This is a genomic window from Solibacillus isronensis, assembly GCF_900168685.1.
Taxonomy (GTDB): Bacteria; Bacillota; Bacilli; order Bacillales_A; family Planococcaceae; genus Solibacillus; species Solibacillus isronensis_A.
This window is the reverse complement of record NZ_FVZN01000014.1, coordinates 1518555-1545236: the sequence shown is the minus strand read 5'-3', so window position 1 is coordinate 1545236 and position 26682 is coordinate 1518555. Positions and strand designations below refer to the sequence as shown.

Sequence of the window (26682 nt, the reverse complement as noted above, 5' to 3'; positions counted from 1 at the left end):
ATTCCTTCAGTTCTTTATTACCGGTTGACATATGAGCGTTAATTCAATAAAAACACTTGTATGATCGCTAAAAACAAACCACAAATTACAGGGGAAATATTCAGAAATAAATATCCGTTTGATTGACTCGTGCATTTTTCAAAAGGGTCTTTTGTTGGAGAACCCAGGTAGCGAATGAACCTCTGAAAAGTTGACTGTTTTTGCGCGAGTTTTGTTACGGGTATGTCAATTTTATAAGAATCAAGTATATTGGTAAGCTCTTTTTCTTTTTTAAATTCCTCGTTCATGGTGGAAATCCTCCTTTAGTTTGGCTTTTAAAGCCTTTATAGCATGATGCAGCCGTGATTTCACCGTTCCGACCGGGATATCTAAAATTAAGGAGATATCTTCCTGCGGTAAATCTTCATAAAATGCAAGCAAAATTACTGCTCGCTGTTTATCCGGCAAGTTGGAAATCGCCTGTTGAATGACCAGTGTGTCCTCAGCTTGCAGTGTCTTTTTCTGAATGGGTACAAGAAATGGCATGAGTGTTTGCCATCGCTTACGTCGGTTCAGCTTATTTATCATAAGACGGTAGGCAATCTGAAATAAGAAGGACTTTACCTTACCTCGGTGCTGATCATACTGAAATTTTTTCGTTTGCAGCACTTCAAAGCTGTCGTGAACAATATCAACGCTCAATTGCTCATCTTTTGTATAGCGGTACAAAAAACAGTACAGTGGCTCCTGCAATTGAGCGTAAAGCTGTGCCAATGCTTCTTTATCGCCAATTTGAAAAGCTGTCATCAGCTCTTCATTGCTCGCCATCATAAATGTCACCAAAGCGGGCTTTAATACTTTTTAGTGCAAATGATATACGCATAACTAAATAAACAACCATTACAATAACCCATGCCTGCGCCTGGTTTGTAAAAAACTGAACATAAGGATTTACAATTGTTTTGCCAAATGAAAGTAATATGTTCAAAGCTTGCACACAGACGATTGTGTAAACAGCTAGAATTAAAGTAACTGCATCAAATACATTCCAGCGCAAAAAGATAGTTGTCTTAGCATAATTGATCTTCTTGTTTTCCCTTACAATATGTTTTCTGAAAAAAGGAATTAAAATTGAAAATAAAACTAACATCTCAACCGCAACAGCAATTAACGAAACTTTAAAACCGGTGCCCATATCCATTACTCCTCACCTCGTTGAATTTTGAATTATTCCGATTAATTTTTTATGCTTTCAATGACTATACAAACAGGAGGTGAGAAAGGTTCAAAAAAATTATAAAATAATTATTCCGTAACAATTTCCGGTTCTTGTATTTTTTGCTCATTCATTTCCTGTAATCGTTTCGTATATTTCTGTATAACAACACTAATGTAAAAGAACATCCCCGTTAAAATACCGGAAAACACCCAACTTGCTACTCTTTTATAAATCAGCATATCCCCATAGCTGTCAATTCCGTATTTCCGTAGCAGAAAGACCGTAATTCCTGCCATAACAAGTCCTCGAACAATGAATACAAGCTGGATCAGCTGAAACCATCCGAAAATCCCCTTTTGAAAGAATAATGTTTTACTGTCCTTTCGTGCATAGCCTTGCAAATACGCAAAATCAATTGCAACATACAAAGGAAAAGGCTTTTTTATAATAAATAAAATTACATAGAGAAATGTGTAAAAAAGTCCTAAATAAACATTATTCCAAATCATTTGCTCTGCTGAACCTGACAATAAATCTACCGTAGTACCTATAAGCATCGAGCCTAAAATAAACAAGCCCGTCACATTAAACTGCCGATCTTTTGCAAAGCGGTAAACAGTATAAATTATCCCGGGAACAGTGGACAGCAGCATCGCGACATAGTCACCAAAAGGCTCTCGTCCAAACTTCCATATTGCATAGGGTAAAGCTGCATAAAACAGTAGATCTAGTAAGATAAGATATTTATTCGACTGTGAATTATTCGCCATGAAAGCCTCCATTATCATTAAAAAAGGTATTTGTTTTTTTATATTATCGAAGATTATCCGACGCTATATTTTATAGAAATAAAACCTGAAAAAAGCAACCAAGCAAATGAAAGACACTTAAAATCAGCTTGCAATAACTCCTTTCTATTCACTGTAATATTATGTATATTCTTCTACGTATTACCTTTAGTAAAGTTTCAAAATTTTAATTTAATAGAGGGGTAGAGGGAAAAGGATTGAGTGAACAAAAAGTAAGTAGGTGCTAAAATACTATTAGCTTTTTAAAATATTTATGTTACAATAACTTTCAAATAAAATAATTTCCTTCGGGGTCGGGTGAAATTCCCAATCGACGGTGATGAGTTTATCTCTAAGCCCGTGAGCCACTTTATGTGTGCAGGATTTTGGTGCAAATCCAAAGCCGACAGTTATAGTCTGGATGGGAGAAGGAATGGCAACACATTTTTAAAAATTTGATTTTAAATGTGATTTTTTGCTATACACTTTTCCTGTCGCGCCTTTGTGACGGGATTTTTTATTTTATTGAAAAAAATAATTTCCTTCGGGGTCGGGTGAAATTCCCAATCGACGGTGATGAGTTTAACTCTAAGCCCGTGAGCCACTTTTGTGTGCAGGATTTGGTGCAAGTCCAAAGCCGACAGTTATAGTCTGGATGGGAGAAGGAAGCAATGTCAGTAGTTTTTTGAAAAATAACTTCAAAAAGCTTATTTGATGATGCTCAATTTTCCTCTCATCGAACTCCGAATTCAATCGGGGTTCTTTTTTAATTTTAAAAAGAGGTGAGCAGGATGTTTACAGGAATCATTGAAGAACTAGGGACGGTTGAAACGATCAGCCAGTCCACACAAGCGATGGAACTAGCCATTCGCGCAAACAAAATTCTAGAGGATGTTCAACTCGGGGACAGCATTGCCGTTAACGGTGTCTGTCTAACAGTGAAACAATTCTCTCCATCCGTATTTTTAGCGGATGTTATGCCGGAAACCGTCAAAGCAACGAGCCTCCAGCAATTAGCAGCAGGTATGCCTGTCAATCTGGAACGGGCAATGTCGGCGAATGGTCGTTTCGGCGGGCATATTGTTTCGGGCCATGTTGATGGAATTGCAACAATTCAACGTAAAAGACCCGTCGCCAATGCAGTTTATATTGATCTGGCGATGGAAAAGCATTTGATTGCTGAATGTATTAAAAAAGGCTCAATTACAGTGGACGGCACGAGTTTAACAATTTTTGATGTGACAGACACATTCATTACCATTTCCTTAATCCCTCATACGTATGAACAGACTGTATTAGGCTCTAAAAAGCCGGGAGATGTTGTGAATATTGAAACAGATCTAATCGGAAAATATGTAAAAAAACATTTACAAAATCAAACAGAAAGTACAATTACTATGGACTTTTTGCAACGTACAGGATTTTAAAGGAGTGGTGACAAAATGAATACAATTGAAGAAGCAATTCATGCATTGAAAAACGGTGAGGTTATTATTGTGTCTGATGACGAGAACCGTGAAAATGAAGGAGATTTTCTAGTTTTAGGAGAATTCGCTACACCGGAAAATATTAATTTCATGGCGCTTTATGGAAGAGGGTTAATTTGCACACCGATTTCATCTGCAATTGCAGAAAAGCTTTCCCTTCATCCAATGGTGCAAAGCAATACCGATACATATCAAACTGCTTTTACGATTAGTATCGATCATATCCATACAACAACAGGTATAAGCGCATTTGAGCGTTCTAAAACAATGTTAGCATTACTGGATCCTGCAACAAAACCGGAGCATTTTCATCGTCCGGGCCATGTGTTCCCGCTCATTGCAAAACAGGGAGGCGTGTTGGAGCGCCGCGGTCATACGGAAGCAGGCGTTGATCTGGCGAAGCTATGCGGTTCGAATAAAGTAGCAGTCATCTGTGAAATTATGAACGAAGATGGTTCAATGGCCCGCATGCCGCAGCTCGAAAAGATAGCACAAAAACATAACCTGAAATTTATTACAATCGAAGACTTAGTTCAATATATAAAATTAACTACCGTATTGGTATAAAAAGGAGCAATTAAAATGGGAAAAACATTTGAAGCACAATTAGTCGGAACAGATTTAAAAATCGGAATTGTCGTAGGGCGTTTCAATGAATTTATTAATGATAAATTATTAAGTGGTGCAATTGACGGTTTAAAACGTCATGGTGTTGACGAAGCAAACATTGATACAGCATGGGTTCCAGGTGCTTTTGAAGTACCGTTTGTAGCGAAAAAAATGGCTGAAACAAATAATTATGATGCAGTTATCGGTTTAGGTACGGTCATTCGCGGGTCTACAACACATTATGATTATGTATGTAACGAAGCAGCAAAGGGAATTGCAAAAGCGGGCCTGGATACTGGAGTTCCGGTAATTTTCGGTATTGTTACAACTGAAAATATCGAACAGGCAATTGAACGTGCTGGTACGAAAGCAGGCAATAAAGGCTACGACAGCGCAATGTCTGCAATTGAAATGGCAAACTTGAATAAAATGTTTTAATAAAAATAGTGTTCGCCACTCCAAAATTTTGGAGTGGTTTTTTCTTTACGTTCAATAACAAGTTTACAAATTATTTCCTGTAGATTACTATTACGTTATACGATATATCGCGTGACATAATAGTTGGAGGAATGAATATGTCTTATAATGGTGGACCGATGACTGAAGCAATGTATTACGTATTATTGACGTTAATGCGTCCAAATCATGGTTATCAGTTAATGCAATCCATTACAGAAGTATCAAAAGGCCGTTTAACAATGGGGCCCGGAACGTTATATGGCGTCCTGTCACGAATGCAAAAAGACGGGTTAATCGCTTTGGCAAAAGACGATGGGCGGAGAAAAATATATGAAATAACGAAAGAAGGCGAGCATGCATTAAGAATAGAATATGCTCGTCTAAAATCTCTAATTTTCGACAGCAGTATATTAGAGGAGGGAAACGATGACTAAAATAGTGCGCAAAATACGACCAACCAACTACTGGCGAATTGGAGAGCACGAAAACTGGTTTTCGGATATGTCGTTACAGGGTCTCCACCTTCATAAAATGGGAACTAATTTAGCCCATTTTAAAAAAGGGGAGCCGAAGCGGATTGAATACCGGATTGAAGTGACAGACAGGAAATTAATTACCTATGAGCAAATTGATCTGTACGAGGAAAACGGCTGGAAGTATGTCACAAGCTATCAATGGTTTCATGTTTTCTCTTCGCCAACTGAAGAAAATGCACCCGAAATCCATACAGATCCTGCAGAACAGGCATTTACGTTACAGCGGCTAAGTAAAAAACTCGTATTTAATTTAGTATGTTTTTCTCTAGGAATAGCCCTCATTCTGGGGATGCTTATGGCGATGTGGTTTTTGGATGGAACACCGGTCTTACGGTTAGTCGAGGGATATGTCGTTCAGCAAAGTATCCTTACACTTGTCTATATTCACTATGTTTTTTACGCGATACGAACTATATTGGCGATTAAAGAATTGAAAGAAAGTTTAAAAGAAGGCAAAGCCATCAATCACCACGCCCCCTGGAAAAAAAGTTTGCGGAAAAATAGTGCGATTTCGGTTGTCCTTATAGGAATTATTCTTTTAAGCGGCTTACTGCCATTTTACCAATTGAAAAAGATGGATAGCTATACACTGCCAACGAATGACGAAAACTTGCCGTTTGTCCGTTTAGCCGATATCGAACAAAATCCACAGCTAACAAGGGATAAATCTTATAGAGATGAAGTCGATTGGGCGAACCGCTATACAACAAATTGGAGTATCTTTGCACCCGTGCAGTTTGAAACGGACGAAAATGGAATAATTAAGGATGAAATGTGGTTGGATAAAAGTGGTACATACTCACCGAGCGTTTCTACTGAAATATACAATTTAACATTTCAGGCGTTCGCTAAACCATTGCTGTCTGACTTGATGGAGTGGCATACATACGGTGATGAAAGGGAAAGTTTCATAGAAAGGAAACACCCTGGCTTTGATCATCTTATTACTCGCGAGGATGAAGATTGGAAACAATTAGTTGCATCAAAAGATAAAGTGGTCATGTATATACGTTATTACGGATATGCAGAGATGGATGTGATAGTGGAAAATGCAGCTCAAAAAATAATGCTGCTTGCCGATAGTTAGTTCCGAGCGGCGGTGTAAAAGGCAATCCTGCAGGGTGGGGTTGCCTTTTTGCTGTGTATAATTTCAATTTTTTTATTGCGTCAGGGAATGCGGGAATGGTTTCATGGTCCTAATTATTTATTTACAAACATTCCCTACTATTCTATTGTTAGGTCAGACATATGAGGAGGGAGAGCGATGAAAGAAATAGTACGAAGAATAAGGCCAGGCCAATATTGGCGTATCAAGGAACATGAAAGCTGGTTTTCAGATATGTCCGAGCAAGGGCTGCATTTTTATGAGATGGGCACATATTTTGCCAAGTTTAAAAAAGGTGATCGTAAAAGAATGGATTACCGGCTGGAACTGGCAAAAAATAAATATATATCGAATGAAAAAATTCAGTTATACGAAGAAAGCGGCTGGGACTATATTGCGAGTGACCGCAATTTTCACGTATTTGCAGCACCGACTGAACGTAAAGCAACTGAACCTCCAATAGATCGAGAAGAGCAAATCTCAATAGCAAAAAAAGATTTTAATAAAGCATTAATTAATTTTATAGTTAATTTAATTGTAATTATTGTAATCACTACGGTCTTCGTTAAAACTATTGAAAACGGAAATATTACTGTTTTGCAACTGATAGATGGATATATACTTACCCCGTTGTTAGTATTATTTGTTAGTTTCATACAAATAATTCCGATAGGTAAAAGTTTATTTGGAATCAATCGTTTGCGGTATGAACTTAAGGCTGGGCTACTAGACAATCAACAAAAACCATGGGAAAACTTTTACTGGTCAAGTATAATCTTCAATTTCTTATTATTAGTAATTACATTAACTATTGTGTTTATACCGATTTACCAAATTTGGAGTATGAAAACAAGCTCTTTACCAGAAGAAGATACAGGGCTGCCAATTGTCCGTCTTGCTTCAATTGAAAATCAGCCGCATCTTAAAAGGAAGCCATTTTACTTCGAAGGCGAGGATTTGGGAAGCACCTACTCATCACAGTGGAATATTTTTGCTTCTGTACAATATGATTCAACAGAAATGGGTGTTATTCAGGAAGGGGAATGGTACGATCCAAATCATGCATATCAACCATCAATCTCATCGGAAGTTTATAAGCTGCGGTTCCATTCCCATGTTAGCTCATTAGTTAATGAGTTAATAATCAAGCATACATATGGAAGTGAACCTGCAAGTTTTAAAGAAAGAAAACACACAGCTTTTGATCGTCTGCTGATTCGGGATAATTCTTTCCATAAAGATTTCCTTTTTGTAAAGGGTCGATCCGTCATGTATATCAATTATAAGGGTCAGGTTGAAGAGGATGTAATCATAGAGAAAGCTGCTGAGAAAATGGCATTGCTTGCTGACGATTGAAGGAGTCGCTAGTAATATTCTAATAAAAATGTAAATCATCTAATATCGATTTGACATCTTCTAATAAGTTGCCGGTTTTCTAATATATAAGGCAATTGTTCTAATAATGCTCTTAGAAGTTCAAATAAACATTCGGAAAATGCTAATAACCTGTTGAAGTTTTCTAATAAATATAAAATTCTTCTAATAAAATCAGTCACCGGTCATATCATCAGAATGCATACAAGTAACGCCACACTAGTAATCCATTAAACTTAAAATTCCCCTAGCTTCATTTGGATGAACATGTTACCATATTTAAAAATTCAGAAAATGAAGGTGAGTAAATGGAGAATCTTGTGTTCTTTATCATTGCGTGTGTACTTCTGATTGTATTGCCGGGTCCTGATACAGCGATCGTTACGAAAAATACGATTGTTAATGGACAAAAGGGCGGATTTCAAACAATGGTCGGCTCTTGCGCGGGATTAACTGTCCATACAATTGCAGCAGTTGCGGGGCTATCGGCGATTATCGTGAAATCAGCCGTGGCATTTACAGTGCTGAAGTACGTTGGAGCAGCCTATTTATGCTATTTGGGTATAAAAACATTGATGAGCATGCGTGCTAAAAAGGCAGATATAGAGGAAATGACGGACATTCCGGAAATTGAAGCTAAAGGCAATTCGTATTTTAAGCAAGGACTCATTACGAATATTACAAACCCTAAAGTAGCAGTATTTTTCCTGACATTTTTACCGCAATTCCTATCAAAAGGCGCAGAACCGTTTTGGCCATTTTTGACGATGGGGATCATCTATATTGTCTTAACATTTATTTGGTTTGCGCTCTATGTATTTTTATTAAACAAAATCCGCAATTTTATGAAAAAACCTGCTACACAATCCGTAATCGAAACGTTGACTGGAGCTGTTCTTATCGGTTTTGGAATCAAACTTGCATTTGAAAAGCAGACTTAAAAATAACTTTGCTTAATCCACATTATCTTTAAACGCAATAGCTCATTTACAGCTTATTCTTTTTTAAAGAAGGGTATAGTTCCCTAATTCTAGAAAAAAGGATGATGAGAAATGGGCTTGTATATTACAATGTGGATAGCCATGATCGCTGTAATCGTAGTAAATGCGCTATCCAATACACTGCCGTTAAACGGGCAAACGGCATCAGAAATTACGAATCGATTAGAAGTATTATTTACGCCAGCAGGCTACGTATTTTCCATTTGGTCGTTAATTTATGTACTGCTTGTCATATGGCTGATTACGATATACCGCAAAGTGAAAGACAATCGTTTCAAAGGAAAAGTAGGTATTTTATTTATCATTAGCTGTATATTTAATATTGCTTGGCTGTTCAGCTGGCATTATGAACAGTTTATACTATCCATTATCGTAATGTCCTTTTTGTTATTTACACTCATTGCGATTTACCTGCAGTATAAAAACACGGAAAAAGGTCTTTCAGAACGTTTTCCGTTTTCATTTTACTTAGCATGGATATCCGTCGCGACAATCGCTAATGTAAGCTATGTGTTAAAACATCATGGAGTCGATTTGGGGATTTCAGAGGTGATCGGATCACTCGTACTTGTCGGGGTTGCGGTCATTCTCGGTTATATGGCCGTTGCTGTTTCAAAAGATATTTTCTTTACACTCGTCATCGTTTGGGCACTAATCGGTATTGCTGTAAAAACAGATGAACCAACAATGCAGAACGGTACAATTGCGTTAACAGTAATATTAATTATTGCGGCGCTCATTCGCTATATGCGTATGAAGACAAAAAGGCTTGCCTAATGAATAAGGGTTGTAGTATTAGTCGGAAATGACTTTTACTACAACCCTTTATTTTATGACGTTATTTAAAAAACACTATCGACATAAAGCCCATGTAAAAACATAATGCCAGCGCAAAAGTCATGGCAGCCGATACAACGACCGGCAGCTGTTTAATATAACTTACGATGACAAGACCGATGAACAATGCAGTCAACAGGAAAAATCCTAACCCAATCCCCGTCATTTGTAAATATCCGCGCATGCCGGCTTCAATCGAGCTACGGTAGAACATTTCAAAAAACGGCGAGATTTCCTGCACATAAAAACTCGGTGGCTGTTGTTCACTATAGAGCGCGGTGATGAATAAAATCAATACGAGCAATACTGTTTCGATTCTTACCCACGTACGCGGTTCAAATAATGGCTTGTCCATTTTTAGTTTAATGAGCAGACTGTTTGCTAAAATAATAACAGTCAAAGGTACGAGCAGAACATGCTTAATGAATAAAAACTGTCCATAATTGCTCGACCAGCTTGTCACATAGCCAGGTACGATTGTGTCAGTCATAAGGACACCTGTTAATGCAACAGACGTAAAAGCTACGAGCGCAACAGGGGAGAACCATTTCAAAAAGGCGTCCCAGTTTTGCGCATCTTTTGAGAAAAAGCTCATTAGAATTAAAATGCCGAGCCATACACTGACAGCAAGGAGATGAACAAAATCCAGTACCGATCCGACAATGCCTGTCATCGAACTCGCATGACTAATATAGCCAATTGCCGCCATAAAGGCGATTAAAATAAAAATTGACATGACCGCTATAAGCTTCGAAGGTTTTTTCATAAACTGGCGAATCATTATAAGCAAAATAATCGTAAAGCCAGTGACCGCAAGCCAAGAATGACCAACTTTAAATTTCATAAGGAGCATGCCCAATGATTCGACGAAGCCGAACTGCGGTGTCAAAATTGTCAGCAATTGAATATTCGGTACAAATGTGACAACCGGCAATATGACCGCATTACCAATAAGCCACTTGGCTGAAATATCAATTTTCGGACGAACTGTTTCAGGGACACAGTATAAGATAAATGTCCCCATAAGAAGAGCTAAACTAATATAGAGCAAAAATTGACTGAAAATTGTCAATGCCATCATTTTGTATTTTTCCGTCTAGCAATAGTAAAAATACTTACTATTATAATAAGAAGTAAAATGGCTCCAACAATGTATAGTAATGTATTGTTTGATGTTTCTTCCTCATCTGCCGCAGTCGTTTCAGCTGCTTCATTTTGAACCGTTTCGTTTACTTCCGCTTGCTCTTCATTATCTTCTGTAACTTCTTGTTCGACCGGTTCTTCTGCTACAGGTGCATCAACCGTAAAGGAAAATTGTCCTGACAATGGGTGGCCGTCTGCACTAATACTATTCCACTCAACTGTATAGTCATCATTTGGTAATGGAGTATCAAAAGTACCTGTTAATACACCATCGACTAAATCCATCGAAACTGTTTCTATTTCATCGCCGTTACCCGACATGACTTTAAATGTACTGCCGACTTCAACTTTCCCGGCGTATGTAAGTTCGATCGACTGCAATGGTTCAGTTACAACTGCTCCATCCTCGGGGTTAGTTGTGTCTAAATACGTATGTGCTGCTGCGTTCGGTACTGCTATGAATAATGCAGCAAGAATCGATAATAATATTGTTCTCATATTAATATGATTCTCCTTTCATATGTTTTTTTACTCAAATCATATTGTAGCCGAACAATAAAACAAATGCACTGTTTCCGCTTTTTAAACTCGAGTAAATCCAAGTAAGAGAGAATTATTATGCTATAATATTGTCACAAATGAAAAGGGGATCAACATGCAACATTTTGTAGAGGATATTTATTTAAAAGGACATAAAGGGGCCGTTCTGCTTTTACATAGTTTTACGAGCAATGCGAAAGAGATGCACTATTTGGCGAAAATGCTTCATAGTAAAGGGTATACGAGCTACGCGCCAAATCTGGCAGGGCACGGAGCATCACCGGAACAATTATTTGCAAGTTCTATGGAACACGTATGGGAACATAGCAGACAAGCTGTACAATTTTTAATCGATGAAAAATATGAAGCGATTACGGTAATTGGCCAGTCATTAGGTGGTGTACTAGGAATAAGACTGGCAAATGAATTTCTTGAAGTGAAGGCGTTATGTATTATTTCTTCACCAGTATTGGAGCGGCCTGTGGAAGGTTTGGAACAACGTGTTGTCTATTATTCCAAAAGGTATTTACAAAATAGAGGAAGTTCTGAACAGGAACTGCAAAAGTTTTTAGACGATCACTTTCCAAGACCTGCTGAAAAAATGATTGCGCTGCAGCAGTTTATCGTTGAAACAGGCAAACAGCTACATTTGCTGAAACAGCCGCTATTCTTGGCAAAAGGTATGCAGGACGAACCGGTTTTCCATCAAAGCATTGACCTGATTGAAAAGACTGCCATTAGTAACGTCATTACGAAAAAACACTACGGCAACAGCGGTCACCTTATTACATTAGGAAAAGAACGCCAATTACTGGCTGAAGATATTATTCGCTTTATCGAAGGAAAAGAAAAAGGAACTGTCTAACTTTAGACAGTTCCCCGTGTTATTCTTCTTCGTTGTTAAACCATAGTGGGTCATTATCATCAACATCGCCATTATAATTAATAAAAATCTCTTCGCCGGCTTCAATATCTTTATAAGCAAAGAAATCGAATGTTTCGTTGTCGAAATTAATTTCATAAGTGGCATTCGGCTCATATGAATGATTAAATAGCATTCCGTAGCCTAATAAGATTGCAGAGCGTCCAATGCCAAATTCAAACGCATAATCCGCAAGATTTGTTTTTTCAATATGTTCATGCTGCTCGTTTGGATAGCTTAGTACCGGTGCTTGGTGGAATAACGTTCCTTTAGGAATTGCATTAATCGCAAAAATGCCGCGATTATATTCCCCATCACTTATCGGAGAATTTTTTACTTCGATCATATTTTTCGCCTTCTAACTTTTAAGATTCTTTCCTACTGTAACATGTATTATAGAAGAAAGGTTGTTTTATTACTTATTTACATAAATAATTCATTGGAAGGGTGAAGTTCATGCAAAAACTGCATTTTGAAAGAGCATGGGATAAAACGATTTCAGCTCAGGACCGATTATTAATCGAGCAAGCTTTTCATCAAACAAAAGAACAGGATGAGTGTATTTCCTGTTACATAATTCGTACGGCCATCAATCATAAAAAACAGCTGCTTATTATAACGCTAATTCATAACCGGACAGATCAGCAACTTAATTTCCGTAATAGGGAAGTAAGTATTATAACAGAAGCGGGGAAATTTACTCAAAATTTTACAATTGATGCACTGGAAATTCCTCCATATTGTTCAATGCCGTGGACTTTCATTTTCGACGAAAGTATTAATTTTCAATTCACAGAAATAAAACAGATGGATATTGAAATATAATGGAATTGAGGTGAAGGAATCGATGCATGAAATGAATGCAGGAATTTGGCTCACATTCGTAACCCCTATCTTTTTAGTCAGTACGTTATATTTTACACTGTCATTTTTACAGCACTTGAAAGTCGACAATGATCGATTAATGACACAATCGAAGTGGGGTGCAGTCATCTCACTGGCGATTGCATTAATTGTACCCGCGATTTATCAAATTGTTGTTTATTATCAAGTCATGCATTAGTAACCATACTAAAAACCAAAAAACCGCTATGGAAAGGTGCTGCACCCCAAAAGTTAGAGTAAAAACTAACTTTTTGGGGTGATTTTTTTATGGCTAAATATAGTGAAGAATTTAAATGGAGCGTTGTGCAAGAGTATTTAGAAGGTTCATTAGGGATGAAATTAGTTTCGAAAAAATACGGACTTTCTGATCATTCTATAGTCAGACGTTGGGTACGTGCTTACAAAGCGTTTGGACGTAAAGGATTAGCTGTTAAGAAAAAGAAGACGATTTATTCTGTTCAATTCAAAGTGGATGTATTACACTTTATGAAACAAACAGGTGCTTCTTATCAAGAGACGGCGATTCAATTTAGGATGAATAACCCGAGTGTAATTGCCAATTGGAACAGTAAATTTCTTAAAGAAGGGATAGAGGGCCTGCAAGAAAAAGCAAAGGGGCGCCCATCTATGTCTAAAAAAACAAAAACAACATCAATTAAAAAAGAAAAAGAAATGTCACGTGAGGAGCAGTTGGAGCGTGAAAATGAACTGCTTCGATTGGAGGTCGCCTATTTAAAAAAGTTGAAAGCTTTTCGAGAGAACCCGGATGCCTTCCTCGAAAAGCACAAGCAGTGATTGCCTTTGAACTCAAAGAAGAAGGATTCCGATTAAAAGATGTATTGAAGCGTGTCGATTTACCAGAAGCAACGTATCATTATCACATGAAACAAATGGCGAAAGCAGATCCAGATCAAGCTTTGAAAACGTTGATAATAGAGCTGTTTGAGGAACATGAAGGTCGTTATGGCTATCGTCGAATTCACTCACAGCTAAAGGCGAAAGATTATACGATTAATCACAAAAAAGTGCAAAGAATTATGCGGGATTTGAATTTGAAATGCGAGAAATTTGGACGTAAATCACGTTATAAATCTTATAAAGGCACTGTTGGAAAAATCGCAAAAAACCGATTAAACCGACGTTTCTATACGCCATACGCCCTTCAAAAACTAGTGACTGACGTAACTGAATTTAAATGTACAAATGGTGAGAAACTTTATTTGAGTCCCCTAATGGATTTATATAATGGAGAAATTATCGGTTTCAGTATGTCCAAGAGGCCGACGCTTGAATTCGTCATGAAATCACTGGAACAAGCGCTCCCAATCATTCAAGAACGAGCTGAATATCGTACAACAATTCACTCAGATCAAGGCTGGCATTATCAACATAAATCATGGGTCAAAACCTTAAAGCAGAACAAGATTTTCCAAAGCATGTCTCGTAAAGCAACGTGTGCAGACAATGCCGCAATGGAGAACTTCTTTGGCTTATTAAAACAGGAAATGTATTACGGGGAAGAATTAGTCTCCTACGAAGTGTTACAAAAGAGAATTGAGCAATATATCGATTACTACAACAATGATCGAATTAAACAAAAACTGGCCGGCATGAGCCCGATAAAATATCGGACACATGCCAGCCAATTAGCTGCATAATAAAAACTCTAACTTTAAGGGGTCACTACCGGCACTGACCTAAATTAATGAGACAAATAAAAACACCTTTCGTTGAAAAACGGGTATTAAACCTAGTAAATCAACGTGGAGGTGTTTTTTCTATGGGTACAAGAGTAAGCTATCCAGCAGAAGTGAAAATGAAAGCAATCGAAATGAAGCTGTCAGGAATTCCTGCAAAGCAAATAATGGATGAATTGAATATTAAAAATGTTAGTCAATTAAAAACATGGATGAAATGGTATAAAACTGGCGAAATATATCGACTTCATCAGCCGGTGGGGAAACAATATTCTTTCGGAAAAGGGCCTGAGTTTGATTCAGAGGAATCCCGTTTACAGGCTGAAAATCGTTATTTAAAACAGCAAGTGGAAGTGCTAAAAAAGTACAAGGAATTGGAAAGGAAGTGGTTGGACAAGCATTTGTAGAAGTAGTAGAGGCACTTAGAGGCCAAATTTCTATACAAAGAATCTGTGAATTAATGGGTGTGGCAAGGGCCACGTATTATCGTTGGAGAAAACAAAAAGGTGCGCAAACGACAAAAGAAAAACGAGATCAAGATGTTGGTGAAAAATGTGCAGCACATAAATATCGGTATGGTTATCGTAAAATCGCAAGTTTCTTTCCGGATTTAGCCGAGAAAACGGTTCAAAAAATCATGCAAAAATATAATTGGTCGTGTCGTGTTAAAGTGAAGAAACGTAAGCGTACGGGGCAACCAACAAGTATAGCACCGAATCATTTAGAGCGTGATTTCCACGCTACTGAGCCACTTCAAAAGCTCGTAACCGATATTACTTACTTGCCTTTTGGTCAATCGATGTTATATCTTTCAAGTATTATGGACTTATACAACGGCGAAATTATTGCGTACACAATTGGAACGACACAGGATACACAATTCGTAGTGGACACATTGAGTCAAGTAGAAGGAATCTCAAGTGAGGCAATTCTTCATAGCGATCAAGGGTCGGTCTATACATCTTACGAATATCAAAAACAAGTAAAAGAAAAAGGAATTACCATGAGCATGTCCCGTAAAGGCACGCCAGCTGATAATTCCCCAATCGAAACGTTTCACTCCTCGCTAAAGTCCGAAACGTTCTATCTCGACGGAATCCACAGCACAACGAATGCATGTGTGATTCGAATCGTCGAAGAGTATATAAACTATTATAACAATATCCGTATTCAAACGAAACTAAACAACCAGTCGCCGGTGCAATACCGTCAACTGGCTGTTTAGAAGGTGTTTTCTTACTGTCTCAAAAAAGGCAGTCAGTGCCACCAAATAGTGGTTTTTTCTTTTTCCAACTTCTAATTTTCCCTATAAATCACATAATTAATTTGTAAGTAAATACAAATAAATACGGTTTTTTACGTTAATTCGCTAAAAGCATACTATTCCAGTATGAATTGTTCAAATTGACTATTGACTTTAAATAAATGCATCTGTAAACTAACGAATTAAGAATACTGAATTGCAAGAAAATTCTATAACTAGTAAAGGAGAGTTGTTATGGGAGCAGTTGCACATATTGATGAAATCGCGGAAAAGCTTGCCGAACAGTTTGAACAAACAGCTGTAGAAAGAGATAAAATTGGAGGAAATGCTAAATTTGAGCGAGATCTAATACGTGAAAGCGGACTTTTGAAACTTTTAATTCCGACAGAATACGGTGGTTTAGGCGGGAATTGGCATGATGTGTTTCAAGTCGTTCGGACAATAGCACGTGCGGATAGTTCACTGGCACATGTTATTGGCTATCATTTTATCAATCTCGTTACACCGCATTTATGTGGGTCACAAGAGCAGAAAGAATTTTATTACCGTGAAACGGCAAAACATAATTATTTTTGGGGAAATGCGTTCAACCCGGTGGCTATTCAACTGAAGGCAGAAAAAACAACAACAGGCTATGTGTTGAACGGTGTAAAAACGTTCTGTTCTGGCAGTGTCGATTCAGATGTATTATTAGTATCGGCGTTAGTGGAAGGACAGGATGAGCCTTTATTGGTCGTTATTCCTAGTAAACGGATAGGTGTAGATATAAAAGGTGATTGGGATAATATGGGCCAACGCCAAACAGACAGTGGAACAATTTTTTTCAGCGATGTGGAAGTACATGATGAAGAAGTGTTGCAGCAAGGCTTTTACGCTAGCGAATTTTCACAGCTGCGTCTGAATATCGCTACATTTATTTTAAACCATGTCTATTTAGGAATTTCAGAAGGTGCTCTTCAATCAGCGCTTACATATACAAGAGAACAAACTAGACCGCGCGACATTACACAGACTTCGGCGATTGAAGATCCGATTATCCAACATCATTACGGCAAGTTTTATGTACAGGTTGAGGCAGCGAATCTAGTTGTAAAAAAAGCGGATCAATTATTACAGGAGCTTTGGAATGAACCTGAAAAAATCACTCCTAAGCATCGCAGTAATCTTGATGATGCACTGCAAACAGCTAAAATCTTTACAACGCAAGCAGGGCTCGATATTACATCAAAAATTTTCGAAGTAATGGGCAGCCGCGCTACTGCAGGCCGTTATGGGTTTGACCGCTATTGGCGTAATTTGCGGACAATGACATTGCATGTTCCGGTTGATACGTCGATCCAATCATTAGGTAGAAAATTTCTGTTAGGAGAGTGAGTACATGGTTCAATTATTGGAACGTCCAGTGCCACAACAAAAACCTATATCTACGGAAGATCGTACCGAGAAGAAAACGAAGATTAAAGTCCAGAATATCGATTTCAGTTATGATGCGACAACAAAAATTTTAAATAATATTCAGCTTGAAGTGCAAGATGGCGAGTTTCTCGTATTTATGGGACCTTCCGGATGCGGTAAAAGCACATTGCTCAGAATGATGGCAGGGCTTGAACCATTTTCAACTGGCAATATCGAAATAAACGGCAAATCCGTAAAGGAAACTCACCCTGACTGCGGTGTCGTTTTCCAGGATTATTCCTTATTTCCTTGGCTGACGGCACAGGCGAATGTCATGCTTGCATTAAAACAGCGGAATAAAAAAATGCCGAAAAAAGAACTGGCACATATCGCGGAGCAATATTTGACACTTGTCCATTTAGGGCATGCCGTAAAAAAATATCCTGGGCAAATGTCCGGTGGGATGAAACAACGTGCAGCCATTGCACGAGCATTAAGCTACGGTTCGGACTTACTGCTCATGGATGAACCATTTGGCGCTTTGGATCCTGTTACACGTATTCAACTGCAGGATCTGCTTGTTCAAATTAGTGCCGAGCAAAAACGCACAGTCGTGTTTGTTACACATGATGTTGACGAAGCCATTTATTTGGCGGACCGGATTGTCATCTTTGCTCCGGGAAAAAACGGTGCGGTAACGAAAAGCATCCAAGTACCGATTGAGAAAAAAGGGACTGATCGTCAAAAACTATTTGAAAACAAGGAATTCCGTGCGTTTCGTGAATCCCTTTTAAATGAAATGAATGAACAGATCGTCAATAGTTTAAAAACGGAAATAGCAGATGGAGCAGGAATATAGGAGGATCGTTAAATGAAAAAAACAAATCAGAAATGGATCGCTTCCCTCGCACTAACAGTAGGTTTACTTGCTGCATGCGGAGATGATGAACAAATTTCAAAAGGGGCAGCCTCTGACGACTATGAAATCACGGTTGGTTTAAGTCAGTCTGCTGGTGGAACACTTGTCGACATCGCTCATCAGGAAGGCTATTTTGAAGAAGAAAATATTTCAGTCAATCGTGTTGGCTTTGCAAACTCGGCAGACGGACTGAATGCACTGCAGGCGGGGAAAATTGATGTCGGGTTAACATTCGGTACAGCAGGCCCATTAACATTTATCGCAAACGGTTCGGATTTCTCCATTATCGGTGGACATCTGGAAGGCGGACACCCGATTTTAACAAAAAATGAAAACGCAGGGCAATATACTTCACTAGAAAGCTATAAAGGAAAAAAAGTAGGAACTATCAGGATCTTTACATCGGATATCGTTTTCCGTTCTGCGCTTGAAGATGCAGGTATCGACTGGAAAAATGATCTGGAAATCGTTGAATTCAAAACAGGCAGTATGTTGCTCGAAGCGGTAGCGTCAGGAAAAGTGGACGTTGCAGTATCAGCGAACTCATTCTACGCACAGGCGGTAGATATGGGGCTAGAAGCAGTTGCATGGAGCAATGATTTACAGGAAGGGCATGTATGCTGCCGTGTCGTAACACGTTCGGAATTATTGGCGGAAGAAGATGGGGAAGCGTATAAACGTTTCTTAAAGGCACTTATTCGCGCGGAACGTAAAAAGATTGAAGATCCTCAATCAGCAGTAACTGCTGCCAAAGAGTATATGAAAGTGGATGAAAAAGTAATTGATACGATTGTAAACGACAGCCACTCGAATTATTCTTCTGATCCAAGCAGGGAGAAAGTAGTTCAAATGTGGGAGCAGATGAAAGAAATCGGCTATGTTGAAAATGTGGATGATATTGATGTAAACGAATATGTAAATATCGATCTATACGAAAAAGCATTAAATGAACTAATCGAACAATATCCGGATGATGCATATTACAAAGATCAGCTCGTTCGATTTAATGAACAAAACATTTAAGGGGTGGGATGGAATGCTCACATTTTTTAAACGCTATAATCTTACTATTTTGATAGGAATTATATTTATTGTAGTTTGGGCACTTGTCACAAAATATGCGACATGGATTAATCCGGTAATATTCCCGCAGCCGCTAACGGTTATTGAATCCTTTTCCGCAAAAATCGGTGAACTTTTAACCGGTGTTGTGAGTTCAATGAAACTACTAATACCAGGGTTCTTCGGAGCTTTGGTGACAGGAATTGTAGGCGGTCTGTTTTTCGGATTGAACAAACGGTCACGTGAAATATTAATGCCTTACTTTCATGCATTAAGTCCGATTCCGCCAACATTGTTCATTCCATATGTCATTGCAATTTTACCGACTTTCCAAACGGCCTCGATGTCCCTAATTTTTATCGGCGCATTTTGGCCAGTGTTTTTAGGAACAATCCATGGTGTCCTGCTGATCGAAAAGCATTATCTTGACAATGCGAAATCTCTTGGTTTAAAAGGACCGACGTTTTTACTGAAAGTCGTGTTACCCGCAAGTGCACCACATATTTTAAGTGGTGCGAGTACATCACTCGGTATGAGCTTCCTGATCTTAACGATCGCCGAAATGTTCGGTGCTTCATCAGGAATGGGCTTTTTCATCCAGTATTACAGTGACTTCTCACAATATCATTACGTGCTTGCAGGCATCATTTTCAACAGTATTATCATTGTCGCAGTCATGATTGCATTTGAAAAACTGAAAAAACGCCTGCTGTTCTGGACAAATTTAAAGGCAGATGGCAAATGAAAAAACTTTTACTTATAGTACTTCTGCTTGCCGGCTGTAGCGCCCAAGCGAATGAAACGCTGGATGTAACATTAAACGCCAGTAAATTTGAGCTCGAAGCATTCGAACCTGTAACAATCACAGCAACCGTAATGTATAACGGTGAACCGATTCAAGACGATGTGGAAATCGAATTCGAACTGATCAATCCAAACGGGAATTCTATTGGTTCCGTGAAGCCGGATGCTAGCGGGGACGGGAAGTATACGATTGATACGAGCTTTGACGGTACCGGCACTTATAAAGTAATTTCCCATGTCAGCTATGGTGAACTGCATGAAATGCCGGAAATCGAGGTGAAGCTAAAATGAAAAAATGGATACAGTTATCATTAGTCGCTGTTCTAATTGTTGCACTAAGCTATGCCATTATTTCAAATACGTCCAAACAGAAGGCAGCAGCAAAAACCGAGGAAATTGTGCTTCAATCAACTTCCGGTAAGCAATTTGCCATTCCGGAAAAAGGCAGCTACATTCTTAATTTCTGGGCAACCTACTGCCCCCCGTGCGAAAGGGAAATGCCCGCCTTAAAAGCGGCGTATGAAACACTTCAGTCTCACAACATTGAGCTCTATGCAGTCAATGTGGAAGAACCGACAAGGCTGGTCAATCAATATTTAGCGAAATTCGATTTGCCGTTCCCGATTCTTTTAGATCGTCAAGGGCAGCTGAAAGAAAACTATGAAATTTTAACATTGCCGACGACGTTATTTTTACAAGATGGAAAAGTTGTACACACCGTAAAAGGTGAACTGACAGAACAGGAATTGCTTACACTTACTCAAAAATTTCTTTATTAAAGGAGAATCTTTCATATGACATTTATAAATCAGGAAACAATCGCTCTCCATACAGGTCAAACAGTTGATCCGGTAACACGCTCACGTGCAGTTCCGCTGTATCAGACAACTTCATATGTTTTTGATGACACGGAACATGCAGCAAACTTATTTAAATTGCAGGAAAGCGGCTATTTATATTCGCGAAATGCCAATCCGACAAATGCTGTATTTGAAGAACGTCTAGCTGCACTGGAGGGCGGTGTCGGAGGATTTGCGGTCGCTTCAGGGCAGGCGGCGATCTTAATTGCCATTCTGACTGTGGCACAGGCAGGCGATGAAATTGTAGCAACAAATGCTCTTTATGGCGGTACGTATACAATGTTCTCTAAAACATTGCCTCGCTTCGGTGTAACAGTACGCTTTGTCGAAGGATCTGACTTACAGGAAGTTGAAGCAGCAATCAATGACAAAACACGTGCCGTATTCACTGAAACTATCGGCAATCCGAGCTTGCAAATTGCAGATATTGAAGGATTGGCTCAAGTAGCCCATCGTCATGATGTACCGCTTATTGTCGATAATACATTTGCGACACCTTACTTATCGAAGCCGATTGAGTTTGGAGCTGATATTGTTGTACATTCCACAACGAAATTTATCGGCGGCCATGGCACGTCTCTAGGTGGCGCGATTATTGATGGCGGGAAATTTGAGTGGAAAGCGCCTCGATTCACGAGCTTCGTTGAACCGAATGAATTAATCGGCAACCGTTCATTTGTGGAAGCAGCTGGAGAAAAAGCATTCATTACGAAGGCACGCTTTGAGCTAGGGCATGATTTAGGTGCAACATTATCACCGTTCAATGCATGGCTTTTCATTCAAGGTCTTGAATCTCTGGCAGTGCGCGTTCGTCAGCATGTTGTGAACGCACAGGCAGTTGCAGAATATTTAGCGGAGCATGATTTAGTGGAATGGGTAAATTATCCGACACTACCTGGTAATGACCCAAGCAATTTAGTAGAGAAGTATTTACCAAAAGGAGCGGGGTCAATATTCAGCTTTGGTATCAAGGGCGGACTAGAGGCAGCAAAGGCATTTATTAATAATGTTCAGCTTCTTTCACATGTTGCCAATGTTGGCGACTCGAAGTCACTTGTCATTCATCCGGCAAGTACATCACATTCAAGACTATCACCGGAACAGCAATTGGCAAGTGGTGTAACACCTGGTCTGATCCGTTTATCAATTGGTTTGGAAGATATTGAAGATATTAAAAACGACTTGGCACAAAGCTTGCAAAAAGCTGCCGAAGTTGCTCAAATAACAAAATAACAGGGGGATTTAAAAATGGCGATTGCAGTTGTAGTAAATGATGAAGGTATTGTAACACCGATTGTGGAAGGAACGATTTTACGTATTATTCAACAGGATCATTCTGTAGAAGATTTGCGTAATCCGGCACTTGATTTAACAGAAGGACGCCGTGGCGCAACATTACGTAAAGCAATTGAGCTGGGAGCGACAACTTTTGTTGCACCGCCAGAAACTTTCTGCGAATTATCTTACAAAAAAGCAAAGGAAGAGCAAATTTCATTTATTAACATTCCGGCAAATCAATCTTTTGCACAGGTGTCAGAACAGTTGAAATCAGGCACAATTCAACAATCCAACGAATTACCGGCTGATGAAGTAGTAGCAAGTGCACCGGTTACAAAATAAGGAGGAATTAAAATGACAAAAGTAGAGTTTATTACAATGGCGCCAACTTCTGGCGATAGTGAATATGTGGGGAACCAAACGTCAAATAAAGGTGCACAGACATGGTCAGGTGTCGGTGTTGATTCGGATCGTGAACCTTCTGTAGATTATATTACAAAAGTTGCCCAGGCTGCCGAAAAAGCAGGCTTCTCGACATTATTGTTACCGATTGGCGGAAGCTGTGTTGATTCATTGGTTGCTGCATCGCATTTGACTGCACATACGAAGACATTGAATTACCTGATTGCAGTTCGACCTGGGTCTACTGCGCCTACACAACTGGCAAAACAGTATTCATCAGTCAACTACTGGACGAATAACCGTGTATTTGTCAATGTCGTAACAGGCGGTGCGCCAAAAGAACTTGAAAATGACGGGGACTTCTTATCACATACAGATCGTTACAAGCGTACACGTGAGTATATTGAAATTTTAAAACGCCTGTTTAACGGGGAAACGTTTGATTATAATGGCGAGTTCTACACATTAAAAGGAGCGAATTTACCATTGCCTGTTAAAAATGCACCTCCGATTTTCTTCGGTGGTTCATCACCGATTGCAAAAGAAGTTGCAACAGATGTGGCTGATGTCTACATGCTTTGGGGCGAAACATTGGAAACGACAAAAGAAGAGCTGGAAACAGTTGTTAAACTGGCAAAAGAAAAAAATCGCGATCTTTCATACAGTGTTTCATTCCAGGTTGTATTGGGTGAAACAGAAGAAGCTGCGTTTGAAAACGCGAACAAAATTATTAGCCAAGTCGACCCGGAAGTATTGGAAGCAAAACATGCCAATACAGTAAGCAACGGAGCAGTAGGTGTAAGCCGCCTTCATCAGTTGATGCTTGAGTCAAAAGACAATAACTTCGTAATCGCACCGAATATTTGGGCAGGGTTAACACAAGTGTTGTCGGGTAACTCGATTGCGCTTGTCGGTACGCCACAGCAGGTAGCTGAGCGCATCGTGGAGTTCGTTGATTTAGGCTTCGACAAAGTGTTGTTACGCGGTTTCCCGCATTTGGAAGTAATTGAAGAGATTGGCGAAAAGGTCATTCCACTTGTTCATGAAATATTGGCTAAACGCGAAGAGCAGTTAGTGTAGGAGGTACGCAAAATGACGAAAAAACAAATGAAATTAGGCGTCTTTTTAATGGGTACAGGGCATCATATCGCTTCATGGCGTCATCCGGATGCACAGGCTGACGCAAGCGAGAATGTCGAGTTTTTTAAAGAGGTTGCTGTAAAAGCGGAGCAAGGGAAATTAGATATGCTGTTTTTAAGTGATGGTTTATCCTTTAATGAGCTTTCACACCCGGCAGAACAAGTTCGCTTTGAACCACTTACATTACTAAGTGTCTTATCAACAGTGACTAAAAATATCGGTTTAACAGCTACTGCCTCAACAACATACAATGAGCCATTTCATATCGCGCGTAAGTTTTCATCGCTTGACCATTTAAGCGGCGGACGTGCTGCATGGAATATTGTAACTAGTTACTATTCGGCAGAAGCGAGCAACTTTAACCAGGATAAGCATCTGGATCATTCTTTACGCTATGAACGGGCAGATGAATTTGTCGAAGTAGTAAAAGGATTATGGGATTCTTATGAAGATGATGCATTGGCACGCAATAAACAGACGGGTGAATATATTACAAAAGGCAAGCTGCACACTTTAAACCATAAAGGTGAGTATTACGCAGTACGCGGCCCGTTAAATTCATCTCGTCCTCCTCAAGGAAGACCGGTTTTAGTGCAGGCTGGATCATCGGAATCAGGTACAACACTTGCGGCACAACAAGCGGATGTTATCTTTACAGCACAGCAAACGCTTGAAGACGCACAACAATTTTATAAAAAATTGAAAGACAAGGCAGTTGCTGCAGGACGTGACCGCGATGATATTAAAATCATGCCGGGTGTATCGATTTACGTGGCGGAAACAAAAGAAAAGGCCTATGCCAAATATGAGGAACTGCAACAGCTGATTACACCGGAAATTGGTCTGGACTTTTTAGCAGACTATTTAGGTGTTGATCTGTCACAACATGACTTGGATGGCCCATTGCCGAAAGACATTCCTCCGACAAACGGTAACCGTAGCCGTCAGCAGCTGATTATCGAACTGGCGGAACGTGAAAATCTGACTATTCGTGAGCTATATTTACGTATTGCCGGTTCACGTGGTCATCGCATTATTTTTGGTTCACCTAGTGAAATAGCCGATCAGTTAATAGAATGGGTAGATCAGGAAGCTGCAGATGGCTTTAACTTAATGCCTCCGTATTTCCCGGGTGGCTTTACCGATTTTATTGATTTAGTTATTCCGGAGCTTCAAAAGCGCGGGGTATTCCGTACAGAATATGAAGGTAAGACACTACGTGAAAATTTAGGGCTAAAACAAGTCCCATCCCGTTATACTTTACAAAATATTTAGGAGGTGTGAATCATGACAAAAGCGATTTTAATTAATGGTGGAAACAGTGTGGCATCCCGATTAACAGGCGTTCAGCAATCAATTGAATCATTGCTAGAGCAACAGGGCATTTCGTATGAAACAATTCAGGTTCATCAGTTGCCTGCAGAAGATTTAATTACTGCAAACTATGCAAGTGAAGCAATTGCTGAAGAAATTGTCAAAGTAGGGGCGGCCGATATTGTATTTTTCCTGACACCGATCTATAAAGGTTCCTATACAGGCATTTTGAAAACATTCATCGATTTACTGCCGCAAAAAGGACTGGAAAACAAAATTGTCGTACCAGTTGCTATCGGCGGGTCAATCGCACACTTATTGGCACTGGAATATTCATTGAAGCCGGTACTATCGATTCTAGGGGCGACAACAATTTCAAGTCCAATTTATATCGTTGATTCACAAGTAACAAAAACTGACAATGGCTTTACATTGGAAGAAGCAGCGAAAGAACGCATCGAAAAGGTGTGGGAAAGTGTTGCACCCAAAAGTAAAGTAACTGTATAAAATGAACCTCGCAAATGGAGTCACTCCTTTTGCGGGGGTTTTTTATTGAATGAATAACCCTCACTAATTGTCATTTTATAAGATAACTGCTTTTCATTTACCGTAAAACAGGGAATACTCTCAGTGGATTGAGCTATTAAAAAAGGAGAGGATTCTATGAATTATAAAAAGGTTACAATTGCAGGAAGCGGTGTTTTAGGTAGTCAAATTGCATTCCAATCCGCATTTTTCGGATTTGAAGTAAGTGTTTATGATATTAATGAGGAGGCAATTACTAAGGCAAAACAGCGTATGGCTACATTAAAAACAACATATGGCCAATATTTTCAAGACGTTGACCGTGCTGAAAAAGCGTCCGGCAGTCTTCAGTATTACACTGATTTAGCAGAAGCAACAAAAGATGCAGATATTGTAATCGAAGCAGTGCCGGAACGAATAGAAATCAAACAGAAATTTTATGAAAACCTGGGGAAAGTGGCACCTGAAAAAACAGTCTTTGCTTCCAATTCCTCAACATTATTACCAAGCCAATTTGCTGAGTTTACTGGCCGTCCGGAAAAGTTCCTGGCATTACACTTTGCGAATTCTATTTGGCAAAACAATACGGCGGAAGTAATGGGACATCCCGGAACAGATATGCAGTATGTTGAACAAGTGGCAGATTTTGCACGTAATATCGGCATGATTCCGTTTGTGCTGAAAAAAGAGCAGCCTGGTTATATTCTTAATTCATTATTAGTACCGTTTTTATCTGCGGCAATGGAGCTTTGGGTGAAAGATATTGCAGATCCGCAAACAATCGATAAAAACTGGATGGTTTCAACAGGATCGCCACGCGGACCATTTGCAATATACGATATCGTAGGAATGGAAACACCATATAATTTAAACTTAATGCGCGCAGAGCACGATCCGGCAGCAAAATTAGTCGCAGAAAAAATTAAACACGAAATGATTGATCAAGGTAAAATGGGCGTTTCAACAGGCGAAGGTTTCTACAAATACCCAAATCCTGCCTATATGGATCCTGATTTTTTAAAATCGAATTAATACTAAACGTACGATACCACCTAATTCTAACCCGTGAAGGAATATATGCTTCACGGGTTTTTTATTGAAATAAGTGTATGCTGATTTTGCTTAGGCAATATCGCAA

General features: G+C 39.1%; 32 protein-coding genes, 1 pseudogene and 2 riboswitches. Of the genes and pseudogenes, 26 read left to right on the top strand and 7 right to left on the bottom strand.

Features of this window, described 5'->3' with window-relative positions; genetic code table 11:
• Positions 1–38 precede the first annotated feature (38 nt).
• From B5473_RS16165 to B5473_RS16150, 4 genes are all read right to left on the bottom strand, one after another.
• On the bottom strand, positions 39–287 hold the full coding sequence (locus tag B5473_RS16165) for a hypothetical protein (RefSeq protein WP_079526997.1): 249 nt from the start codon (positions 285–287) through the stop codon (positions 39–41).
• Positions 271–810, bottom strand: a complete 540-nt coding sequence (locus B5473_RS16160) for an RNA polymerase sigma factor (RefSeq protein ID WP_439848479.1) — start codon at positions 808–810, stop codon at positions 271–273. The genes B5473_RS16165 and B5473_RS16160 overlap by 17 nt, the downstream gene beginning before the upstream one ends.
• Entirely contained in the window at positions 794–1174 is a 381-nt protein-coding gene (locus tag B5473_RS16155; protein WP_254865352.1) for a group-specific protein, read from the bottom strand. Before B5473_RS16155 ends, B5473_RS16160 begins: the two co-directional genes overlap by 17 nt.
• A gap of 110 nt (positions 1175–1284) precedes the next feature.
• Positions 1285–1968, bottom strand: a complete 684-nt coding sequence (locus tag B5473_RS16150) for a VC0807 family protein (RefSeq protein ID WP_079526995.1) — start codon at positions 1966–1968, stop codon at positions 1285–1287.
• Positions 1969–2286: 318 nt separating this feature from the next.
• Positions 2287–2423: riboswitch (FMN riboswitch) on the top strand.
• A gap of 99 nt (positions 2424–2522) precedes the next feature.
• A riboswitch (FMN riboswitch) is annotated at positions 2523–2657 on the top strand.
• A gap of 120 nt (positions 2658–2777) precedes the next feature.
• On the opposite strand from B5473_RS16150, the gene ribE reads away from it, so the two are divergent.
• The 8 genes and pseudogenes from ribE (at position 2778) to B5473_RS16110 (ending at position 9334) form a co-directional block, all read left to right on the top strand.
• On the top strand, positions 2778–3413 hold the full coding sequence (gene ribE / locus B5473_RS16145; RefSeq protein ID WP_079526993.1) for a riboflavin synthase: 636 nt from the start codon (positions 2778–2780) through the stop codon (positions 3411–3413).
• A 15-nt stretch (positions 3414–3428) separates the two neighbouring features.
• A pseudogene (gene ribB / locus B5473_RS16140) lies at positions 3429–4037 on the top strand (3,4-dihydroxy-2-butanone-4-phosphate synthase); the annotation flags it as partial.
• An 18-nt stretch (positions 4038–4055) separates the two neighbouring features.
• Complete coding sequence (ribH, locus tag B5473_RS16135) at positions 4056–4520, top strand: 6,7-dimethyl-8-ribityllumazine synthase (protein WP_079526989.1); 465 nt, start codon at positions 4056–4058, stop codon at positions 4518–4520.
• A 137-nt stretch (positions 4521–4657) separates the two neighbouring features.
• Complete coding sequence (locus B5473_RS16130) at positions 4658–4975, top strand: PadR family transcriptional regulator (RefSeq protein WP_079526987.1); 318 nt, start codon at positions 4658–4660, stop codon at positions 4973–4975.
• Positions 4968–6164 carry a DUF2812 domain-containing protein gene (locus B5473_RS16125; RefSeq protein ID WP_079526985.1) on the top strand — a complete coding sequence of 399 codons (1197 nt, stop codon included), beginning with the start codon at positions 4968–4970 and terminating at the stop codon, positions 6162–6164. Before B5473_RS16130 ends, B5473_RS16125 begins: the two co-directional genes overlap by 8 nt.
• Positions 6165–6341: 177 nt before the next feature.
• Complete coding sequence (locus B5473_RS16120) at positions 6342–7538, top strand: DUF2812 domain-containing protein (protein ID WP_079526983.1); 1197 nt, start codon at positions 6342–6344, stop codon at positions 7536–7538.
• 326 nt (positions 7539–7864) lie between these two features.
• Positions 7865–8497 carry a LysE family translocator gene (locus tag B5473_RS16115; protein ID WP_079526981.1) on the top strand — a complete coding sequence of 211 codons (633 nt, stop codon included), beginning with the start codon at positions 7865–7867 and terminating at the stop codon, positions 8495–8497.
• Positions 8498–8608: 111 nt separating this feature from the next.
• Positions 8609–9334 (top strand): TspO/MBR family protein, encoded by a 726-nt coding sequence (locus tag B5473_RS16110; protein WP_079526979.1) that lies wholly within the window; start codon positions 8609–8611, stop codon positions 9332–9334.
• 61 nt (positions 9335–9395) lie between these two features.
• Here the strand turns inward: B5473_RS16110 and B5473_RS16105 are convergent, their stop codons facing one another.
• Positions 9396–10475 carry a copper resistance D family protein gene (locus B5473_RS16105; protein ID WP_079526976.1) on the bottom strand — a complete coding sequence of 360 codons (1080 nt, stop codon included), beginning with the start codon at positions 10473–10475 and terminating at the stop codon, positions 9396–9398.
• Complete coding sequence (locus tag B5473_RS16100) at positions 10472–11035, bottom strand: copper resistance CopC family protein (protein WP_079526974.1); 564 nt, start codon at positions 11033–11035, stop codon at positions 10472–10474. Before B5473_RS16100 ends, B5473_RS16105 begins: the two co-directional genes overlap by 4 nt.
• 157 nt (positions 11036–11192) lie before the next feature.
• Here B5473_RS16100 and B5473_RS16095 point away from each other — a divergent pair, with 157 nt between their 5' ends.
• On the top strand, positions 11193–11942 hold the full coding sequence (locus B5473_RS16095) for an alpha/beta hydrolase (protein ID WP_079526972.1): 750 nt from the start codon (positions 11193–11195) through the stop codon (positions 11940–11942).
• Between the two features lie 19 nt (positions 11943–11961).
• On the opposite strand, the gene B5473_RS16090 is transcribed toward B5473_RS16095, so the two are convergent.
• Positions 11962–12345: an SET domain-containing protein gene (locus tag B5473_RS16090; protein ID WP_079526970.1), complete on the bottom strand. Its 384-nt coding sequence runs from the start codon at positions 12343–12345 to the stop codon at positions 11962–11964.
• Between the two features lie 110 nt (positions 12346–12455).
• Between B5473_RS16090 and B5473_RS16085 the strand changes: the two genes are divergently transcribed.
• The 17 genes from B5473_RS16085 (at position 12456) to B5473_RS16005 (ending at position 26576) form a co-directional block, all read left to right on the top strand.
• Complete coding sequence (locus B5473_RS16085) at positions 12456–12824, top strand: SLAP domain-containing protein (protein ID WP_079526968.1); 369 nt, start codon at positions 12456–12458, stop codon at positions 12822–12824.
• A 22-nt stretch (positions 12825–12846) separates the two neighbouring features.
• Positions 12847–13062: a hypothetical protein gene (locus B5473_RS16080; RefSeq protein WP_079526966.1), complete on the top strand. Its 216-nt coding sequence runs from the start codon at positions 12847–12849 to the stop codon at positions 13060–13062.
• Positions 13063–13151: 89 nt separating this feature from the next.
• Positions 13152–13679, top strand: coding sequence for a helix-turn-helix domain-containing protein (locus tag B5473_RS16075; protein ID WP_079524328.1), 528 nt, complete (start codon positions 13152–13154; stop codon positions 13677–13679).
• Positions 13676–14542 carry an IS3 family transposase gene (locus B5473_RS16070; RefSeq protein WP_079524327.1) on the top strand — a complete coding sequence of 289 codons (867 nt, stop codon included), beginning with the start codon at positions 13676–13678 and terminating at the stop codon, positions 14540–14542. Before B5473_RS16075 ends, B5473_RS16070 begins: the two co-directional genes overlap by 4 nt.
• 122 nt (positions 14543–14664) lie before the next feature.
• Positions 14665–15806 (top strand): IS3 family transposase gene (locus tag B5473_RS16065; RefSeq protein WP_139377712.1). Its coding sequence is split into 2 segments (ribosomal slippage): positions 14665–14938 and positions 14938–15806, totalling 1143 coding nucleotides; the frame shifts between segments, so codons are not numbered across the junction.
• A gap of 273 nt (positions 15807–16079) precedes the next feature.
• A complete protein-coding gene (locus tag B5473_RS16060; RefSeq protein WP_079526964.1) occupies positions 16080–17219 on the top strand; it encodes an acyl-CoA dehydrogenase family protein in 1140 nt (379 codons plus the stop codon).
• A 4-nt stretch (positions 17220–17223) separates the two neighbouring features.
• Positions 17224–18099, top strand: coding sequence for an ABC transporter ATP-binding protein (locus B5473_RS16055; RefSeq protein ID WP_079526963.1), 876 nt, complete (start codon positions 17224–17226; stop codon positions 18097–18099).
• A 12-nt stretch (positions 18100–18111) separates the two neighbouring features.
• Positions 18112–19182, top strand: a complete 1071-nt coding sequence (locus B5473_RS16050; RefSeq protein WP_079526961.1) for an ABC transporter substrate-binding protein — start codon at positions 18112–18114, stop codon at positions 19180–19182.
• 13 nt (positions 19183–19195) lie between these two features.
• Complete coding sequence (locus tag B5473_RS16045) at positions 19196–19966, top strand: ABC transporter permease (protein WP_079526959.1); 771 nt, start codon at positions 19196–19198, stop codon at positions 19964–19966.
• Positions 19963–20316 carry a FixH family protein gene (locus tag B5473_RS16040; RefSeq protein ID WP_079526957.1) on the top strand — a complete coding sequence of 118 codons (354 nt, stop codon included), beginning with the start codon at positions 19963–19965 and terminating at the stop codon, positions 20314–20316. Before B5473_RS16045 ends, B5473_RS16040 begins: the two co-directional genes overlap by 4 nt.
• Positions 20313–20804, top strand: a complete 492-nt coding sequence (locus B5473_RS16035) for a redoxin domain-containing protein (RefSeq protein ID WP_079526955.1) — start codon at positions 20313–20315, stop codon at positions 20802–20804. The genes B5473_RS16040 and B5473_RS16035 overlap by 4 nt, the downstream gene beginning before the upstream one ends.
• Positions 20805–20819: 15 nt before the next feature.
• Positions 20820–22118: an O-acetylhomoserine aminocarboxypropyltransferase/cysteine synthase family protein gene (locus B5473_RS16030; protein WP_079526953.1), complete on the top strand. Its 1299-nt coding sequence runs from the start codon at positions 20820–20822 to the stop codon at positions 22116–22118.
• 15 nt (positions 22119–22133) lie between these two features.
• Complete coding sequence (locus B5473_RS16025; RefSeq protein ID WP_079526951.1) at positions 22134–22505, top strand: chemotaxis protein CheY; 372 nt, start codon at positions 22134–22136, stop codon at positions 22503–22505.
• A 12-nt stretch (positions 22506–22517) separates the two neighbouring features.
• Entirely contained in the window at positions 22518–23645 is a 1128-nt protein-coding gene (locus B5473_RS16020; RefSeq protein WP_079526949.1) for an LLM class flavin-dependent oxidoreductase, read from the top strand.
• A gap of 12 nt (positions 23646–23657) precedes the next feature.
• Positions 23658–24980 (top strand): LLM class flavin-dependent oxidoreductase, encoded by a 1323-nt coding sequence (locus B5473_RS16015; protein ID WP_079526947.1) that lies wholly within the window; start codon positions 23658–23660, stop codon positions 24978–24980.
• A 12-nt stretch (positions 24981–24992) separates the two neighbouring features.
• Positions 24993–25526, top strand: coding sequence for an NADPH-dependent FMN reductase (gene ssuE / locus B5473_RS16010; protein WP_079526945.1), 534 nt, complete (start codon positions 24993–24995; stop codon positions 25524–25526).
• Positions 25527–25682: 156 nt separating this feature from the next.
• Positions 25683–26576 (top strand): 3-hydroxyacyl-CoA dehydrogenase, encoded by an 894-nt coding sequence (locus B5473_RS16005; RefSeq protein WP_079526943.1) that lies wholly within the window; start codon positions 25683–25685, stop codon positions 26574–26576.
• The last annotated feature ends 106 nt before the right edge of the window (positions 26577–26682 follow it).

Bases quoted from the DNA above. Each gene is read 5' to 3' on its own strand.
- ribH (WP_079526989.1), top strand. From the start codon at position 4,056: ATGGGAAAAACATTTGAAGCACAATTAGTCGGAACAGATTTAAAAATC.
- ribE (WP_079526993.1), top strand. From the start codon at position 2,778: ATGTTTACAGGAATCATTGAAGAACTAGGGACGGTTGAAACGATCAGC.
- B5473_RS16045 (WP_079526959.1), top strand. From the start codon at position 19,196: ATGCTCACATTTTTTAAACGCTATAATCTTACTATTTTGATAGGAATT.
- B5473_RS16090 (WP_079526970.1), bottom strand. From the start codon at position 12,345: ATGATCGAAGTAAAAAATTCTCCGATAAGTGATGGGGAATATAATCGC.
- B5473_RS16050 (WP_079526961.1), top strand. From the start codon at position 18,112: ATGAAAAAAACAAATCAGAAATGGATCGCTTCCCTCGCACTAACAGTA.
- B5473_RS16040 (WP_079526957.1), top strand. From the start codon at position 19,963: ATGAAAAAACTTTTACTTATAGTACTTCTGCTTGCCGGCTGTAGCGCC.
- B5473_RS16120 (WP_079526983.1), top strand. From the start codon at position 6,342: ATGAAAGAAATAGTACGAAGAATAAGGCCAGGCCAATATTGGCGTATC.
- B5473_RS16150 (WP_079526995.1), bottom strand. From the start codon at position 1,968: ATGGCGAATAATTCACAGTCGAATAAATATCTTATCTTACTAGATCTA.
- ssuE (WP_079526945.1), top strand. From the start codon at position 24,993: ATGACAAAAGCGATTTTAATTAATGGTGGAAACAGTGTGGCATCCCGA.
- B5473_RS16095 (WP_079526972.1), top strand. From the start codon at position 11,193: ATGCAACATTTTGTAGAGGATATTTATTTAAAAGGACATAAAGGGGCC.
- B5473_RS16030 (WP_079526953.1), top strand. From the start codon at position 20,820: ATGACATTTATAAATCAGGAAACAATCGCTCTCCATACAGGTCAAACA.
- B5473_RS16025 (WP_079526951.1), top strand. From the start codon at position 22,134: ATGGCGATTGCAGTTGTAGTAAATGATGAAGGTATTGTAACACCGATT.
- B5473_RS16085 (WP_079526968.1), top strand. From the start codon at position 12,456: ATGCAAAAACTGCATTTTGAAAGAGCATGGGATAAAACGATTTCAGCT.
- B5473_RS16080 (WP_079526966.1), top strand. From the start codon at position 12,847: ATGCATGAAATGAATGCAGGAATTTGGCTCACATTCGTAACCCCTATC.
- B5473_RS16130 (WP_079526987.1), top strand. From the start codon at position 4,658: ATGTCTTATAATGGTGGACCGATGACTGAAGCAATGTATTACGTATTA.
- B5473_RS16075 (WP_079524328.1), top strand. From the start codon at position 13,152: ATGGCTAAATATAGTGAAGAATTTAAATGGAGCGTTGTGCAAGAGTAT.
- B5473_RS16105 (WP_079526976.1), bottom strand. From the start codon at position 10,475: ATGATGGCATTGACAATTTTCAGTCAATTTTTGCTCTATATTAGTTTA.
- B5473_RS16060 (WP_079526964.1), top strand. From the start codon at position 16,080: ATGGGAGCAGTTGCACATATTGATGAAATCGCGGAAAAGCTTGCCGAA.
- B5473_RS16035 (WP_079526955.1), top strand. From the start codon at position 20,313: ATGAAAAAATGGATACAGTTATCATTAGTCGCTGTTCTAATTGTTGCA.
- B5473_RS16020 (WP_079526949.1), top strand. From the start codon at position 22,518: ATGACAAAAGTAGAGTTTATTACAATGGCGCCAACTTCTGGCGATAGT.
- B5473_RS16125 (WP_079526985.1), top strand. From the start codon at position 4,968: ATGACTAAAATAGTGCGCAAAATACGACCAACCAACTACTGGCGAATT.
- B5473_RS16005 (WP_079526943.1), top strand. From the start codon at position 25,683: ATGAATTATAAAAAGGTTACAATTGCAGGAAGCGGTGTTTTAGGTAGT.
- B5473_RS16160 (WP_439848479.1), bottom strand. From the start codon at position 810: ATGATGGCGAGCAATGAAGAGCTGATGACAGCTTTTCAAATTGGCGAT.
- B5473_RS16100 (WP_079526974.1), bottom strand. From the start codon at position 11,035: ATGAGAACAATATTATTATCGATTCTTGCTGCATTATTCATAGCAGTA.
- B5473_RS16165 (WP_079526997.1), bottom strand. From the start codon at position 287: ATGAACGAGGAATTTAAAAAAGAAAAAGAGCTTACCAATATACTTGAT.
- B5473_RS16015 (WP_079526947.1), top strand. From the start codon at position 23,658: ATGACGAAAAAACAAATGAAATTAGGCGTCTTTTTAATGGGTACAGGG.
- B5473_RS16115 (WP_079526981.1), top strand. From the start codon at position 7,865: ATGGAGAATCTTGTGTTCTTTATCATTGCGTGTGTACTTCTGATTGTA.
- B5473_RS16110 (WP_079526979.1), top strand. From the start codon at position 8,609: ATGGGCTTGTATATTACAATGTGGATAGCCATGATCGCTGTAATCGTA.
- B5473_RS16155 (WP_254865352.1), bottom strand. From the start codon at position 1,174: ATGGGCACCGGTTTTAAAGTTTCGTTAATTGCTGTTGCGGTTGAGATG.
- B5473_RS16055 (WP_079526963.1), top strand. From the start codon at position 17,224: ATGGTTCAATTATTGGAACGTCCAGTGCCACAACAAAAACCTATATCT.